At 40.1% G+C, this 16,000-nt stretch carries 12 protein-coding genes and 1 riboswitch; of the genes, 4 read left to right on the top strand and 8 right to left on the bottom strand.

Going from position 1 to position 16,000, the window contains the following annotated elements:
- The first annotated feature begins 82 nt into the window (after positions 1 to 82).
- Both KN1_RS07610 and KN1_RS07605 read left to right on the top strand, forming a co-directional pair.
- Positions 83 to 1,756: an MFS transporter gene (locus tag KN1_RS07610; protein ID WP_221286784.1), complete on the top strand. Its 1,674-nt coding sequence runs from the start codon at positions 83 to 85 to the stop codon at positions 1,754 to 1,756.
- Positions 1,689 to 2,126: a MarR family winged helix-turn-helix transcriptional regulator gene (locus tag KN1_RS07605; RefSeq protein ID WP_221286782.1), complete on the top strand. Its 438-nt coding sequence runs from the start codon at positions 1,689 to 1,691 to the stop codon at positions 2,124 to 2,126. The genes KN1_RS07610 and KN1_RS07605 overlap by 68 nt, the downstream gene beginning before the upstream one ends.
- 211 nt (positions 2,127 to 2,337) lie before the next feature.
- Here KN1_RS07605 and KN1_RS07600 read toward each other — a convergent pair whose 3' ends face one another.
- From KN1_RS07600 to KN1_RS07570, 7 genes are all read right to left on the bottom strand, one after another.
- Entirely contained in the window at positions 2,338 to 4,086 is a 1,749-nt protein-coding gene (locus KN1_RS07600; RefSeq protein ID WP_221286780.1) for a proton-conducting transporter transmembrane domain-containing protein, read from the bottom strand.
- A complete protein-coding gene (locus KN1_RS07595) occupies positions 4,083 to 4,688 on the bottom strand; it encodes an NADH-quinone oxidoreductase subunit B family protein (protein WP_221286778.1) in 606 nt (201 codons plus the stop codon). Before KN1_RS07595 ends, KN1_RS07600 begins: the two co-directional genes overlap by 4 nt.
- The gene (locus KN1_RS07590; RefSeq protein ID WP_221286776.1) at positions 4,685 to 5,854 is read right to left on the bottom strand and encodes an NADH-quinone oxidoreductase subunit D-related protein; all 1,170 of its coding nucleotides are present in this window, start codon (positions 5,852 to 5,854) and stop codon (positions 4,685 to 4,687) included. The genes KN1_RS07595 and KN1_RS07590 overlap by 4 nt, the downstream gene beginning before the upstream one ends.
- A gap of 2 nt (positions 5,855 to 5,856) precedes the next feature.
- On the bottom strand, positions 5,857 to 7,203 hold the full coding sequence (locus KN1_RS07585; RefSeq protein WP_221286775.1) for a proton-conducting transporter transmembrane domain-containing protein: 1,347 nt from the start codon (positions 7,201 to 7,203) through the stop codon (positions 5,857 to 5,859).
- Positions 7,204 to 7,209: 6 nt separating this feature from the next.
- Positions 7,210 to 7,836: a hydrogenase gene (locus KN1_RS07580; protein WP_221286773.1), complete on the bottom strand. Its 627-nt coding sequence runs from the start codon at positions 7,834 to 7,836 to the stop codon at positions 7,210 to 7,212.
- On the bottom strand, positions 7,833 to 8,795 hold the full coding sequence (locus tag KN1_RS07575) for a respiratory chain complex I subunit 1 family protein (RefSeq protein WP_221286771.1): 963 nt from the start codon (positions 8,793 to 8,795) through the stop codon (positions 7,833 to 7,835). The genes KN1_RS07580 and KN1_RS07575 overlap by 4 nt, the downstream gene beginning before the upstream one ends.
- A 14-nt stretch (positions 8,796 to 8,809) precedes the next feature.
- A riboswitch (Fluoride riboswitch) is annotated at positions 8,810 to 8,893 on the bottom strand.
- A gap of 468 nt (positions 8,894 to 9,361) precedes the next feature.
- The gene (locus KN1_RS07570) at positions 9,362 to 10,201 is read right to left on the bottom strand and encodes a DMT family transporter (protein WP_225905820.1); all 840 of its coding nucleotides are present in this window, start codon (positions 10,199 to 10,201) and stop codon (positions 9,362 to 9,364) included.
- An 812-nt stretch (positions 10,202 to 11,013) separates the two neighbouring features.
- Between KN1_RS07570 and KN1_RS07565 the strand changes: the two genes are divergently transcribed.
- Complete coding sequence (locus KN1_RS07565; protein ID WP_221286766.1) at positions 11,014 to 11,784, top strand: oxygen-binding di-iron domain-containing protein; 771 nt, start codon at positions 11,014 to 11,016, stop codon at positions 11,782 to 11,784.
- A gap of 54 nt (positions 11,785 to 11,838) precedes the next feature.
- Positions 11,839 to 13,272: an MFS transporter gene (locus KN1_RS07560; RefSeq protein ID WP_221286764.1), complete on the top strand. Its 1,434-nt coding sequence runs from the start codon at positions 11,839 to 11,841 to the stop codon at positions 13,270 to 13,272.
- Here KN1_RS07560 and KN1_RS07555 read toward each other — a convergent pair.
- On the bottom strand, positions 13,269 to 15,878 hold the full coding sequence (locus KN1_RS07555; protein ID WP_221286762.1) for a hypothetical protein: 2,610 nt from the start codon (positions 15,876 to 15,878) through the stop codon (positions 13,269 to 13,271). The genes KN1_RS07560 and KN1_RS07555 overlap by 4 nt on opposite strands.
- Positions 15,879 to 16,000: the final 122 nt, after the last annotated feature.

The following is a 16,000-nucleotide window of genomic DNA, read 5'->3' as shown; positions in this document are numbered from 1 at the left end:
AATTATAATCTAACAAATGTAAAAGTCTGCTCGTTAGAAAGAAATTTATATTCATAAACTAATAGTTCATCTCCGAACAAAGATGGAAAGTAAGTGGATAGCATTATCAAATACCAGTATTGCAATTTTCATTGCATTCGCTAATTACAACATGATAATAATAGCCCTACCAGAAATATTCAACAGCCTAAAGTTTAACCCTACCTCTCCTGATGCACTCGGTTACTTAATCTGGTTGATCTTAGGTTATATGGTAGTCACTTCCTCACTAGTAGTAACATTTGGGAGGATCTCAGACTTAAAGGGAAGGGCTAAACTTTACTCTATAGGGTTCTTAGTCTTTGCGATATCCTCAGGTCTAATCTCAGCTATAACAGGTTACGGAAATACAGCTGTCCTAGAGATGATAATACTTAGGCTATTCCAAGGTGTAGGGGGAGGCTTGCTGATGGTAAATAGTGCAGCAGTACTAACTGACTATTTCCCCAAAAACGAACTCGGGAAAGCACTGGGACTAAACCAAGTAGCGGGTTTAGTAGGAGGAGTAGCGGGGCTTATTATAGGGGGAGTGCTATCTGTAATCGACTGGAGATATATTTTTCTCTTAGATTTTGTGGTAGGCTTGGTAGGTACTGTCTGGAGTATTAAGTCCTTGAGAGACATACAAAAACCCGTAAAACAGACCTTGGACGTAATAGGGAACGTATTATTTGCAGTGGGTATTACACTACTCCTAATCTCAGTTACATACGGGCTTTTGCCTTATGGGTCTCAACAACTAGGATGGGGTAGTCCCTATGTAATTTCCGGGATTATTTTGTCACTAGTAATCTTAGGTGCATTTATTGCCGTAGAAAGAAAAGTAAAGAACCCAATGTTTGACCTCTCTCTGTTTAAGATCAGAGACTTTTCGGTCGCTAACTTTTCCAACTTTATCGCCTCAATGGCAAGACAAGGGATATTACTTATGATGCTAGTGCTACTCCAAGGGATATGGCTACCCCTCCATGGGATCCCTTACTCTCAGACTCCATTCTGGGCCGGGCTCTATTTAATCCCTAACATGTTAGGTTTTGCAGCCTTAGGTCCGGTGAGTGGAATACTATCAGACAAATATGGTTCAAAAGTACTTACTACATTAGGCCTTTTCGTGAGCGCATTAGGCTTTTTCCTACTCTCATTACTACCTTATGACTTCCAGTTATGGCAGTTCTTCGCTATCTCCTTTATAATGGGTGCCGGGATGGGCTTATTTTCTTCGCCAAACATGGCTGATATAATGGCTTCAGTCCCCATACAGAAAAGAGGTGCTGCTTCAGGTATGAGAGCGTCTTTACAAAACTCAGCTTCTGCGTTAAGTGTAGCTCTCTATTTTAGCGTAGTAATAACGGGTATGTCATACACATTGAACTCATCTATTGATAAAGCACTTGCATCATACGGTGTGCATTTAAGCCTCAATTTGCCTGCAGCAGTGGCGATATTTTCAGCTCTACTGGGTTATGACCCTTTAGCGGGTATAGCGTCCTCGTTACCGGCCAGTATCGCGTCCCATATAGATACGCCTACGTTCTTTGTCTCAGCAATAGCACCCTCCTTTATGTCTGGATTTAGGTTAATGCTAAATATATCGGCTGTGTTATTAGTAGTGTCTGGAATATTATCATTAGCAAGAAAAGGTGTTAGAGTTGGAGAAATGGGAAATAGTGTTGAAAGGGCACAAAAAGCTGAAAAAGCTCCTACAGATGGAAGCTGAAAAACTCGGGCTTACTTACACCGAAGTCCAAGTCCTTTACTACTTGACTCAGGGAGAAAAGAACGTTACATCGTTGGCTAAACTTGTAGACGTAAATAAGTCTACCATGGTAGAAGTGCTGGACAAGTTAGACAGGCTTGGATATGTGAGCAGGGAAAGAGACGCCGAGGACAGGAGGGTCGTAAAAGTAAGGATTACAGAGAGCGGGGAGAGTATATTAGAACAAGTCAGGGCTAGATATAAGGAATTAATCAACTCATTACTTGATAAAGTTAAGGAAAAAGACAACGTAATTGAGTTCTTTAAAGTGGTAATGGAAGAGGAGTGTAAAAGAGACAGCCAAGTTAAAGTAAAAGGAGAAACTGAATAGTAACGTACCTAGTCTTTTTCATAGTAAATCCTAATGGAAAAAGAGGGAAAGTAACGCTGGTTAATGCAAGGTATGCCGGTTGATTCAATTAACTTGCCCATTTTTATCTTAAGTTAAAACTTATCCTAACGCGTTTTTGACGTGATGAAAAAGGCTATAGCATTTTGCACCGCTTTTAACTATTTTAACCGCTTCTCGACATGGGTAAACACTATAACGTAATAATGACCACTATTAGGAGTACCGTTATAATTAAGTAGATAATATACCATTGGATAGAACTATTAACTAAATTTCTACCTACTAGCTTACCTATTTTTCTTATCATAATCCCTATTCTTATCATTTCCTTCCACACTACGTCTGTAGCATCTGTATTAATATAAACACTTTCATGTCGTAAGATCTTCCTTAACATCAACCTCACGTTGTTTGAAAGGGCATATGCCGTGTACTCCTCTTGGTCTACAACTCCGTTATTCCACGTCCTTACTTTTCTGGTCTTCGGTCTCCCGAAAGCGATATATGTCGCTGATGAAAGCGTAGCTACCATTAACACGATATATAAGGGTGAAATGCCCCCAAATGTGTGTCCGTTATAACACGTGATTAGGACGCTGTTAAAAATCATCCCCAAAGAGAGCAGAGAAGTCTTATAGGGATAGAGGACATATGGCAGGGTGAACCCTAGTAAAAATACTAAAAGACCGGATGTAAATATGGGGACGGAAAGGGGCTTGTAAACTCTTTCCTCGTCCCTCTTAAATACGCTTAAGTATGATACATATTTTATCATAAACGCTGTAGCGAAACCTTCCCCCATGGCTATGGTAAAGCCTGATATGATGAAAAAGATGGATGAGGAGTTATGGAGGATGTAAGCAGATATAAAGAGTAATTCTAGTAATAACCAAGAAGATACTCCACCTAGGTTCGGCAGAAGTCCAGACATAGAGGTTGAAATCAGCACTAGAGCTATTGAATACAGCTTGTCCCTGATCTTCTTTGCTAGAGAAATTGCAGTGGAACCTTGTAGAGAAGAGGTCAAAAATAAGCCTGTTTTAGCTATGGAATGTGCAAACGAGTATAGAATTACACCGTAAAGTGATAGATATTCCAGTTCGAGCATACCCAGAGATTTAGAGACCATAAAGATACCCAGTTCGCTCAACATAGCACCGTTATTTTCAACAGTGCTAAATGCCAAAGCCCCCTTAATACTCTCAGAAACATAAGCATATAGTGCACCAAAAAACGTCGTAACAGCCCCTAAGATCATAAGTGCTAAGGGAAAACCTATCGGAATAAAGCCGGTCAGGGAGGACATCCTTACTATCCCATAAACTCCCATTAAGGTCACTGTAGAGCTAATTAAAGCAGACATGTTACCAGGGGTATTACCTTGTGATATTGGCAACCATTCAGCTACCATAAAAGGGGTCACTCCCATTTTGACAATAAACCCTATACTGCCTATGATCAGAGGTAGGGGGGAACTAAGGGGTGCGAAATACATGCTCTGTGTGCTCGCTATTATGAACGAGAAGAGGAGGAGTACCGTACTAATTTCGCTAAACGCGATAAACACGAAAGCCGACTTATAGTTGCCCTTTATCGCAATATACGCGTATATGGGTATTGACATTACCTCCCAGCCAACTAAAAACTCCAAATAGTTTGTGCTCTCAAGTATCGTTACCATCCCTGAGATAGATAAGGATAATAGAGCCTCTAACAGTCTTTCACAAGGTGAGAATAGAGAAAAAGTAGAGATAATAAGCCACACAATAGAAGAAAGGAGTAAAAAATAACTGAACACTCCATTTGGTTCAATAATAGATAGAGAAGCAAGAGTTATGGAGAGCAACGTTATAGATAGGTATCCCAGTTTACTTCTTACAACGGATAGTAAAGGAGGCAAATACGCTAAGACTAGAACTAACCATAGAGGTACATTCATCCGCCCTTCACCTTCCTGAGGGAATCTAAAATTGTAAACGGGTTAGGTGGACATCCTGGGACTATTATGTTCGCATCACTCGGTATACCCTTTCCTATTATCCCTCCAGAAATCGCGCAAGCTCCCAATAGGATAACTACTTTAGGACTGGGCATCGCTTCATATGCTTCCTTGATCACATCATTCATTCTCTCTGTTAAGACTCCCGTGAGGACTAATGCGTCTGCATGCCTCGGCGTATTGGTGAAAAAAATCCCAAACCTAGTCATGTCATATTGGGGGGATGCAATAAGCTTCAACTCTAAATTGCACCCTCCACATGTCCCAGCGTCTACTACATACAAGTAGAAAGAGCGCCTAAACGTTTTTTCACTTTTATGTAATGTCGAGATATAAGGGTTTAAAGTCGGTCTATAATTGGGGTAGCACTTTCTACAAAATATACACTTACCGGGCTCCCACTTTCCGTCTCTTATTGCGCCTGTAGGACAATTCACTTCACCAGACCCTGAGATTTCAGTACTCCAAGGTGCTATTTCTCTAGGTTTGTCTTCAGTTATTACTCCCCTTTTTAGCCCACGGATAAACCACCAGTTTTTCAACACAGTCTCACCCCGACCTCACTCACCCAAATCCCGAAACTTTCCCAGTTAAAAGGGAAGTCTGTAAAGATAGTCCCGGTTACACTTTTAAGAAAAAGATTCAGGTTTACATAAGACGGGTAAAGGGAAAATACCTCGTTAATGACACCATCATTTACTTTTACGTAATATGCGAGGTCACCAGAGGGGCTTTCGACACGGGCTAACCCTTCTCCACCTCCTCGTAACTTATAGACTCCAACAGGGTTCCGTAAAGAGTGGACTATGTCTTGGATAAGTCTGGAAGACTCTAAGACCTCATAACCCCTGACCAGGAACCTCCCGAAAGCGTCTCCCTCTTCTCTCGTAATCACCTCGAAGCCGAAGTCCTTATAGGGCAGATAGCCACTATCGACTCTTGCGTCGTAGGCGAAACCTGAAGCCCTCGCTGCCGGTCCTATCGACATCTCGTCTTTCAGTTTTCCGTTGGACTGGAGCCTATCTATGAAAATCCTACTCTCCAGTAGCCCTTCAAAGATCTCCTTAAACTTATTTTGTACCTTTTCAACACGTCCTCCTACACTTTCAAAGTCACAATTTACGGCATTCACTTCGTTGACTCCGAAGAAATACCTATGTCCACATGCGTTCCCTATAAGCCTGTTCATATCCTCGACTAGTGAGAGGAGGTCATAGGTGGGTACGGACAGTGAAGCCATCTCAGTAAGCCTCGAGATTACAAAGAGGTGGTTCCTTATCCTCTCCAGTTCCATCTCTAAGATCCTCCTGAGCTGTACTTGGTAATCAGGGTCAATATCTAAAGCGTCTTCCACAGACATAAGAAAAGATAATGTATGTGATGCCGAAAAAGGCGCATTTATCCTTTCTATCCTCATTATGGCGTCTCCGACAGTTAGTCCCTTTACTTTAATAACCCTCTCCTTAAATGGGGTCGCGTCGATATACAGTACTCTCTCTCCATCGGTAATTATGTCAAACTTTATGCTCTCCAGTAACCCCCCTGACGACGGACCGTAAACGAACCTAAAGCTACCGTAAGCGTCTCCCCTCTTAGGTCTTTCGATATCGCATACCTCTTCGGTGATTTCGTTTTCATAAAGACAGTACTTACCTAATCTCCCTATCCTCCTCCCTTTCCCTTTCTCGCTCCACTTATACCTCCTCATTTTCACATCACCGTCAGGAGGTAAAATACCCCTATTACTAGCGATATGATCGATGAGATTAGCGAAATAGATGACATTATAGGCGGTTCTCTGACCGCTCCCTTCTCCCCACCGGAGAATATTACCTTATTCACGTGGTAATTTATTGAAATAAATTCTAACGGGATAGCTATTAGAAGTACTATAAGCGGTAATATAAGCCCTCTTTCTAACAACGTCCGTAATATTAAGAACTCTCCTACGAAAGTCCCGAAAGGCGGGGTCCCAGTCACTGCTAATGAAGCAAGTAGGAGAGAAGATGACGCCAGTTTTAGCCTATTAACTCCTTTAAATTCGTCTATTCTCTTCTCCTTTAACACCTTTACGAGGACGCCGGAGGAATAGAAGGCGGAGGCTTTACCGAAGGCGTGAGAGAGTAACAGGATTAAAGCACCGGCGGGCTGACCTATAGTTAGCCCGATCAATGCAAGGTTCATATTTTCTATCGTAGAGTACGCAAAGAGCCTCTTTATATTCCATTGATAAGTTAAAATAACCGAAGCGGTCAAGATTGAAAGTACTGAGAAGGCTAGGTATAGGTTAGCTAGGGGGTCTAATTGGTACACTCTGTATAAGACGTATAAGACGGACGGTAATAGTACGCCGGAGAATAACGCACTAACGGGAGAGGGTGCTTCGCTATGGGCATCAGGTAACCAAGTATACATGGGGAATACTCCTACCTTAGTCCCAAAGCCTATTAACGCCAGCCCCACTGCCAGCTCAATTAGTTTACTGGGCTGATGTAAGCTCAGGAGAGTTGATACTGTAAGCGTATGGTACTGGTAGTAAATTAGGATGATTGAAAATAAGGCTATAGTGACCCCGGCTGACACTATTATTATATACCTCCATGTAGCTTCCAAGGAGACTTCTGAATATTCGGTAGTTATCAACAGTGCCGAGGTTATAGTCGTCAGCTCAACACCTATCCACATAAAGCCGAAGTTATTAACGGAGACCGTGAATAACATAGAAGATACAAAAAAGTTTAACAAAACGTAGTAAGTCTTAGAGTTTAGTAGTCCGTTAACGTCCTTATCTTCAATATATTCTAGTGAATACACGGATGATAATAAGTATATCGAGTTAATCATTAAAATGAAAAAGACAGTAAAGCTTGTGACATAAAATAGACCTACTATAGGCAGTAATGAACCCTTTTCGATCAGGAGCAGTATTGAAAGTAATAGTGAGATAGTAGAGCTTATCATCGTAGAGTTCTTCAGGGCTTTAATGTTAAATGATGTTATATTTGCGAGCGAGGGTATAAGGATTAAAAGGGTTAAGAGTAATTGGCCGTCCTCCATTTACACTCACCCCCTTAGTTCTTCAATTACTTTGTGTTCCCCCTTGACCCGAGTAAGGACAGAAGACACAAGCACTAAGCCTAATACATCCAGAAATATACTAGCTTCTACCAAGAAGGGAATTGGTATCAAAAATATACCGAATAAGACTAAAGAATTTTCTTCTTCGATATATCCTAAGATCTGTGAGATAGTACTCTTTCTGCTTAATATCAAGAAGAGACCTTGGAAGAATAACATAAATGAAAAGACGAGACTATAATAGTCTTTTACACCTAGAAAGTACCTAGAAATGACGAAGTAATATATTATCACTAAAGCCGTTAAAAAGAAGGCTAAATCGATTATCAGTTCTGAGGCCACCCCCCGGGTATTTTCCCGATAACCGTGGACTTTCTTTAACCCCTTTAGTAAGAAGAACGTGACTAGTGTAGCCCTTATAACTATAACTGCAATACCTAGAAAGACATAATCTAAAACCCCTGTTGTGAACGCTAGATAAAAGGAAAGGACTGATATTAGCCCCGACTGGACGGCTTGGGCGTATATTTGGGGTTTAAAGTATGCTTGTCCTTGGATATAGAAAGCGGTGATGACTATGATTGAGTTAATTAGTTCTATAATTTCTTTCATGGAGCTCCACCCGGTAATACCGTTAAAATTAAGGAGAAGAAAGAGAGTAAAAAGGCCACAGCCAAAAAGTCCTGGACTTTGAATAGCCTTAACTTAGCCAATGTAGTGTTTATTATTACCGCTATCAGTATTAATAACAACCACTTCGCAAACATGACCCCTACATCCTCAATAGCACCTAAGGGCCCAGTCTCCATAAACCAAGGAAAAATAAAGACGTTGAGTAATACTGACCCCAAGAGGTACTGCTTTAGGTAAGACCCCCATTTTAAAAGGGCTAGTAATTTACCGCTGTATTCGTAGAGTAGTCCGTCATCTATCATACCGAGTTCACTGAGCCCTGAGCTCTCTACGGGTAATTTCCCCGTCTCAAAGAGCCATAGCATAAAGAAAGAGATAGAAATGAATATGTGAGTAAGGCTTAAGTAATGGGCTGTGCTTTCGGTGAGGTAGGACAAAGTCACGTACGGGTTATTTGTACCAGTGATAATCGCTACTCCGAAAAATACCGTGATCAACGTAGCTTCTGATAGGAAGGTAAAAGACAAGATACGGCTAGCGGATAGTGCGACAAAGTTACTACCGCTTTCCATTGAAGCTAATACCTTTATAAAAGCCGCAAGGGAAAATAACAAGGCTCCGCCTAAAAAGTCTACAGTAGGAGTAAACAGTACCGGCTCAGGATAGACTACCGGTATTACGAAGGAAATCGTCAGGTAAATAGAGAACACGATATAAGGGGAGTAAATAAACATATCAGAGCTCGTAGTAGGTACTAATACTTCTTTCGCCAACAGTTTTTTGATATCATAGTAAGGCTGGAATATACTCTGCCCTTTTCTACCTTGTACTTTCGCTACAGCCTTTTCATATATACCTTGATAAAGTGGTGATAGTAGTATAACCGAAAGTACTTGGACTAACGTCTCTTCAATTATGTAGACCTCATCCGACGCCATACTTCCAACCTTTCAGAGAAGTAGGCGTCATCAGCCCCCAATGTTAGGAGGCGGTTCGGGGCATGAGCCCACAGGGTGACGCCATACCCCGCCTCACAAATCAGCACTGGTTAATATGTTAAGTAGTTAAAAAGGGTTAATTAATAAGACTTAGACCCTTCTTTATATCTGTAGTGTAGTTTTAACTTAATGTAAGTAACAGCAGATGTCCTTTCTTTAGTGTAGTCTACCTTACGCTTATGTAACTTTTAGTTATTTTCAATCCTCCTAGCCTTCTCATAGCTACTAAATAAGCTGACGCTATATTCCTATTATAACCTCTCTATCATGACCAGCTTGCCCCTTAGGACTCGCAGTACTCCTATCCACTGGTGAGGGGAATTGATGGGGCTGAGTAACTAGAAGTTATTAAGAATAACTACTATTTATGTTCAAAGCTGGACTCTACTATAACGCGTTAGTATAGTGTTTCGCCCTGACGTGCAGTCATCATTTATCAGCAAAGACCAATTCGCACACTTACTTAATCTAGTAGTGTAATACCTTAATTAATTTATTTTTACGCCTCATTTCCTTTTAGCTTGTATGCCAAGTCTCTTTCTCTCCTTACCTAGTTCAGATATAAACAACCCGCTGAGGATAATTCCCATCCCCCCTACTACTGCGGGTGTTACCTCAATGACACCCCTAAAGTAATCAAAAAGTGTACTGAAGACTGGTATCGAAAATATTAGCACTACGACTTTGTTTACTTTCTCTACCGATAGCATCAAGTTCCACAATAAAAACATGACTAGACCTCCTAGGAAAGTGCTGTATGAAAAGTCCAATAGAAACCGTGTAGACAAGTCTAGCCTATAGTTAAAGGGGATGAGTAATAAGAAAAATACTGAACCTAATAAGAACTGTGAAGAGTTAACTACTAGATGGTCATAATCCCTAAGTTTTCTATAATACACTGAGAATAAAGCCCAGAATATTGCATTTATAACCGTTAAAGTCCCACCTATTACCGATACTGTCAGGGAACTAGCATAGACTAATACCCCTATAAACCCAACAACTATTCCCGCTATTTCGTTAACCTTAGGCGTCTCCCTCAGGACCAGGAAGGAAATAGGTATGGCGAATAAGGGCATAGTATAACTCAGTACAGCTGATTCCGAAGGCGGTACATAAAGGAGTCCATAACTCCAAAGTGCGGTACTAGTACTGGTGAATAAGCTTAAGAGGAATATGTCTTTATTAATGATTATTTTTCTAGTAATCGCGAACAAGATTATACCTGATAATAAGTACCTCATTTCCATGAAGACAGGAGGTGATGCATACTCCAGTCCGTCCTTAGTAACGGAGTAAAGGAAAGTACCTATTAATACATACGGTATTAAATAGACCGGTAACACCTTCTTCAATGTCTATCGCGACTCTGGGATTACGGAAAATTTTGAATTTAAAAATTTTCCTTCAAATTTTTTAAGTTCCTACTATAAGGGTAGCCCATGTCCCCATTGCGAATTAAAATATTCATTCCCGAATTAGTATAATTCGCGGACAAATAACTAGTTATGTTTAACGTTCTATCTAATTGGATTGTCATACCCTTATTGCTTGCCCTACTAGCTTCCTTGTATTATTATCTCTCTCGTCTTGTATAATTAACCTTTAACACCCTATTGAAAATAATGGAAATCGCAAAAGATATCTGAACCCCCCGTTAACGGAGCCTTCCAGTAAAGATATCCCGATTTAGTTATCTTGTACTCGCTAAGTTGATAAAGTACAACAGAACCATAAATATAGTGCGGAAACATTTGTTGGAGACAAGAATGGGCGTCTGTACTCTAACGTCTTAATGAGTATAATAAACTCTTTTAAGTGTTTATCTGCTCGCCCTCAACTAGACCAAGGACTCGATGAGGTGTGAAAAGGAGCATTTAGTAATAGCTCTACTTTTCGTCATTGGACTAAAGGCATTCACTATGGTGCCCTCTGTGGGTTTTCTCCAATACTTAACTGTCATGGGAGGAGCATTACGTTCTTTGGAAAGCACATAGAATTAGTTAGAAGGCTAGGACATCTACATCTCAATTAACTATGATTAAGGAAATATTAATCGTGTATAAATAGTATAAATTCATATTCTGACTAGCTGATCATGACAAAAATTATATTTTTTACACATAGATTAAATATACTCTATTCTAATATGATCTTAATGAGTACGAGACTAAAGGTTCACAAACCCTACACCTTATATGAAGATGGTGACCACAAGTTTATATGGCTAGGTTTGGATGAGTCAGAGTACGAGAAAGGTGTTCTTACTAACCAATACTTAATTACCGACGGAAATGAGGGCATATTACTCGATCCAGGTGGGTATTTTGTCTTTGAGAGGGTCTTTCAAAACGTAGGTGAATTCATAAAGCCCGAAAACATAAAGTACATATTATTTTCCCATCAAGACCCGGACGTAATAGGTTCCTTAAACTTATGGATGGACGTAGCACCTAACGCTACGATATACGTATCGACGCTATGGGAGAGGTTCGTCCCGCACCTTGGTGTGGAAGTAAGGGGGAGGATAGTAGACATACCAGATGAAGGGACTAGGATAAAGTTCGGTAGCTCTGAAATAATAGCAGTCCCTGCACATTTTCTCCACTCACCAGGAAATTTCCATTACTACGATGTTAAGTCAAAAGTCTATTTCTCTGGGGATTTAGGTGCAGCCGTATTTCCAGAAGACAAGTGGTATTTAATTGTAGATAACTTTGAAGAACATATAAAGTATATGGAGGCGTTCCATAGGAGGTATCTGGCTAACAAAAAAGCGTTGTCCCGTTTGTTAAGCGAAATAGAAAAACTCAGCATCGAAGTAATAGCCCCTCAACACGGTTCAATATTTGTAGGAGAGAACGTGAAAAAGTTCATTAACTGGCTAAAATCACTCGATCGTATAGGCGTAGACTACTTGTGGCCTTAGGTGTAAAAAAGATATATCGAAATATTTTTATTTTGAGACTACACTCTACTCTTTATGGACTTGAAGACAAGGACTCTCCTAATTCTCTCAGCTATGTTATTAATAGTGAACTACGTAGAGACAATGGTAATCCCAGCCCTTCCTACAATCGAAAACGACTTTTCAATATCGACCACGCTAGCTGGGTGGATAACTTCAGCCTATATGATAGTGGCTGCCGCTACGTCTCCGTTGATGGGTAAGTTAGCCGACACTTACGGTAAGAAAAAGATGTATGTTATAGCGATAGCCTTTTACATTATAGCAGTATTCACAGCAGGCTTTTCCCCAAACATCTGGGTCTTAATAGCCGCGAGGGCTATCCAAGGCGTCGGATTTTCTATGTTTCCGATAGCCATTGCGATAATAACTGACTTATACCCCAGAGAAAAAGTAGCTTTTGCACAAGCTATCCTCAGTGCTACAATAGGCATAGGTCCTGCATTAGGCCTTTTAATAGGGTCATATGTGGTTGAAGACCTTGGCTGGCCCTATGCGTTCCACACAGCAGCCATATTATCCCTTATACTCTTTGTGATATCTCTAAAGTACTTACCGCATACTGGTCACAGGGTAAAAGAATCGGTTGATTATGTCGGGGCGTCACTAATAGGACTGGGCACAGTAATGCTACTAGTCTATATTACGGAAGGCCCTACATTAGGGTGGGGTAATGCGGAAAACCTCATGTTACTCTTCCTCTCATTCCTGTTCTTCGGTGCTTTTATAGGATACGAGATGAGGGTTAAGGAACCCCTACTTAAGCTAGACCTCTTTAAAATCAGGAACTTCGCCGTAGCAAATATTGTAGGCCTAATTTCTGGGGTCGGTATGTTTACAGTGTTCATATTTTTGGTCTACTATGCGCAACTCCCTAAACCTTACGGTTTAGGGCTGTCAATTATACAGTCTGGCCTCTTAATGTCTCCGGTAGCTTTCGGTATGGTCATTTTCGGGCCTATATTTGGTAGGCTAATGCCTAAAGTAGGCCCTAAGCCCCTCCTCATAATGGGTAGTATATTATCTATGCTGGCATATATGTTATTAATGGTGTACCGTACTACGCCCCAAGACGTGTTAGTAGACGGTTTCTTATCTTCGTTAGGCCTCGTCGCTGTAATCCTCCCCCTTGTTAACATGGTAGCACTATCCCTACCAGACCAGTACAGGACTACTGGTATGGGTATGAATACACTGTTAAGGACAATAGGCGGTGCTGCAGGCCCTGTAGTCGCCACGGCATTAATGCAGACATACCAAGTCCCTATTGTAATGATGTTTAATAACCAAATTCTAGTTATGGGATATATGCCTTCGTCTACAGCATTTAATTATATTGCGATATTCGGGTTTTCCATGATGTTATTAACGCTTCTGGGGTCCCTCTTTACTAAGAACTACAAGTTTGCAGTGAGAGAGAAGGAAAAAGTTACTGCCGTAGCTGGCTAAATATTGTTGTTGCTTATTTTTATTCCCTGATAACTCGTCATTTTTTCCATAGTTATCCACAGCAAGAAGGCTATGTATGGGTAGTATAATAAGTACTCTGGATAACTTCTTGTAAAAGTGAGAATTATATACATGGGGAGCATTATCAAGACTTCTCCTAGTCTCTTCCTAAGTAGGTAACCTAAGGTAAGTGTTATAGCAAGTGTTATATAAGGTATCGGCTTAAAGGACGACAAAGGCCAAACAGTATGGTACACAGCAGTCCCTAATAGGGTCGTTATCCCTATCCCGGCCATGGGCAGTTTAGCAATGACAGGAAATAACATGAGATATAGGGACTCTGGATAGGTCAGGACAAACGGTAACAATATTAAAAGTGCTGATAAAACCGCCGTCAAGAAGTATTGTTTAAAGTAGTCTTTACCCATTTTTTCGTAGACGTAAATCAGTAGAAACGGGAATAATACTATCGCCTGAGGCATTGAGTCTATTGCAAGTCCGGTCATCAGTCCAAAAACGAAGGGGATGTCATAAAATGCCATACCTAGTATTATGAAAACTATCCAAGATGTTGAGTCCAACAAAAACGTAAAGCCGTAGAGTGAGACGAAATAACCGGATAATATGATTACCACTAAGGCTAGTGATTTTTCCCATTCCTTTCTTCTCAATAGCTGTAAAAACAGTGCCGTAATAGCGACTTCATAAGTCAGGGGTTCCCACAGCCTTATAGGGATATGGAGGAGGTGTGCAGGTATTAAGAATATCGCATTCATAGGAGGATAGTCATAAAATGTAACGTTATCTGTAGGTAGACCATAATACATGTATGTGCCCTTAGGAGTGTAATAAGGTGTAAAGACTTTTGAGGCATTTATGGAAGTAAGGTTAATAGGTACATCGGAATAGGGGATTATTTTATACAGAGAACCAAAATAAGGATCTCTAGCCATTATTTGCTGGAAATTGCATGTATAAGGGTTAATGCCTTTAATAATACTTTCTGAGGCAAGATTTGGTAGGAGCATAGCATCTCCGATATAGCCATGTCCCATTAATACAAAGTTTGTACCGTGGAGCTGTGAGGGGATAAAACCTAAGATCATTACAGAAACAAGAACGATTATAATAAATATAAACCAGCTGTTTATTTTAAAAACCAAGTCTCTAAAATATATAATTAGTGGGGTAATGGCGAAGAGAATAAATAAGGACAGACCTATTTCCAGGTTTAATAAAACTCCAAATGTGTATACACCATACATGTAGATGATAGATAATAGACCCAGTACTAGAGAATAGGATGATATCCTAGCTAAACTATTGCTAGATAAATCTATGTTTATATCTCCTTTTCTTACTATAAATATATAGGAAAGAAATATAAGAGGAAGGAAGTATAGGTAATAAGAAGGTAAAGGTCTATAATAGAAGAAAAATGAAATTAAAGGGAATGTCAATATCCCGTAACTTAGCTTGTGATAATATTTTAGGGATAATACTAATCCTATAACTAAAGACGCTGATAGCCCTAGATAGTAAAATATTTTGTCTATGGTTATGCCGAAGTAAGTTAAAGAGACCAGTCCAGGCCCTCCATCATAAGGCCTGAAATTAGCTAAGAACGGGATCAGGTTGTCGTTAATAAATGCGGTAGGGTTAAGGAGGACGAATGGGGCATCAAGTAGTAGCGCAAAGACTAGACCGTATTTTATAGTGTCTTTTACGTTATACCCCTCTTTACTCAACAGTATTAGATAAAAGATAGTAAATATAAGTACGTATAGACGATATGTGGAAGCCCACGCTAGCATAGCCCCTGCTAAAAGTGGGTTATCAGGGAAGAGGATAGCTATAACGAATGGTATTAACCACCCCGCAGTATTTCTGTACAGAAGTAAAGGAGCGAAGTATATGAACATAAAAGAGGACAACAATAGGGGGAATAGCGCCTTATTTTTACCTTTAAGTCTGTGAAAAATTAAAGCAGATCCTACAGCTAAGATAATGGAATTGTATATATTTGCCGGAATACCTAGAGCTACTGCGGGGAGGTAATATAGAGCAGCAGAAGGAAGGTAGTCGAATACGTGGACGAAACCTATGATGTTAGAAGGTGTATAATTATTAGTACCGGACTTAAAGATCCATGTGTATTGCTGAGGAGCTAAAGACGAAAGCATTTGCCTTGCGAAGTTTTCGGTATAAGGGTTATGTCCATCCAATAGCGACTTAGAAGCTAATAGTTGGATCAACTGTGCATCGGTAGGCGAGGGTAGTTCCAGTAATATTTTCTCCGTCGAGAACCCAAAAGAGAACCTCGCTACTAAAAGGCTTACAAGGAGTAATGCAAATACTGAAATAAGGCTTATTTTAAGCCTTTTTTCACTTGGGTTCAGTGAGGTAAATACAAGGAGTATGCCTAATGTGAAAGATATTATGGAGACCACAACAGCAGGTAGAAACGGAGTGTACCAATAAAGTGGATACCCGTTATAGCTCCCTACATAGTTATACGTACCTATATTGTAATAATAGAAAACACTGAGTGCAGTGACTCCTAAGGAAAGCAAAAGGATAAATATTGTAACCGTCTCCTTGTTCAACCTTATCTCATGATGCCTTCATGATATAGTACTATAAATGATTTTTCGATACTATTAAAAGAGAGAACAATTTATCTTAAAATAATTAAATTACTCGTAAGATTATTAGACAAAAATTTACC

It is taken from the genome of Stygiolobus caldivivus (genome assembly GCF_019704315.1).
GTDB lineage: Archaea > Thermoproteota > Thermoprotei_A > Sulfolobales > Sulfolobaceae > Stygiolobus > Stygiolobus caldivivus.
Note: the sequence above shows the minus strand (reverse complement) of the source record. Positions and strands in the feature narration are given on the sequence as shown.

Bases quoted from the DNA above. Each gene is read 5' to 3' on its own strand.
- KN1_RS07610 (WP_221286784.1), top strand. From the start codon at position 83: ATGGAAAGTAAGTGGATAGCATTATCAAATACCAGTATTGCAATTTTC.
- KN1_RS07600 (WP_221286780.1), bottom strand. From the start codon at position 4,086: ATGAATGTACCTCTATGGTTAGTTCTAGTCTTAGCGTATTTGCCTCCT.
- KN1_RS07590 (WP_221286776.1), bottom strand. From the start codon at position 5,854: ATGAGGAGGTATAAGTGGAGCGAGAAAGGGAAAGGGAGGAGGATAGGG.
- KN1_RS07585 (WP_221286775.1), bottom strand. From the start codon at position 7,203: ATGGAGGACGGCCAATTACTCTTAACCCTTTTAATCCTTATACCCTCG.
- KN1_RS07580 (WP_221286773.1), bottom strand. From the start codon at position 7,836: ATGAAAGAAATTATAGAACTAATTAACTCAATCATAGTCATCACCGCT.
- KN1_RS07575 (WP_221286771.1), bottom strand. From the start codon at position 8,795: ATGGCGTCGGATGAGGTCTACATAATTGAAGAGACGTTAGTCCAAGTA.
- KN1_RS07565 (WP_221286766.1), top strand. From the start codon at position 11,014: ATGAGTACGAGACTAAAGGTTCACAAACCCTACACCTTATATGAAGAT.
- KN1_RS07560 (WP_221286764.1), top strand. From the start codon at position 11,839: ATGGACTTGAAGACAAGGACTCTCCTAATTCTCTCAGCTATGTTATTA.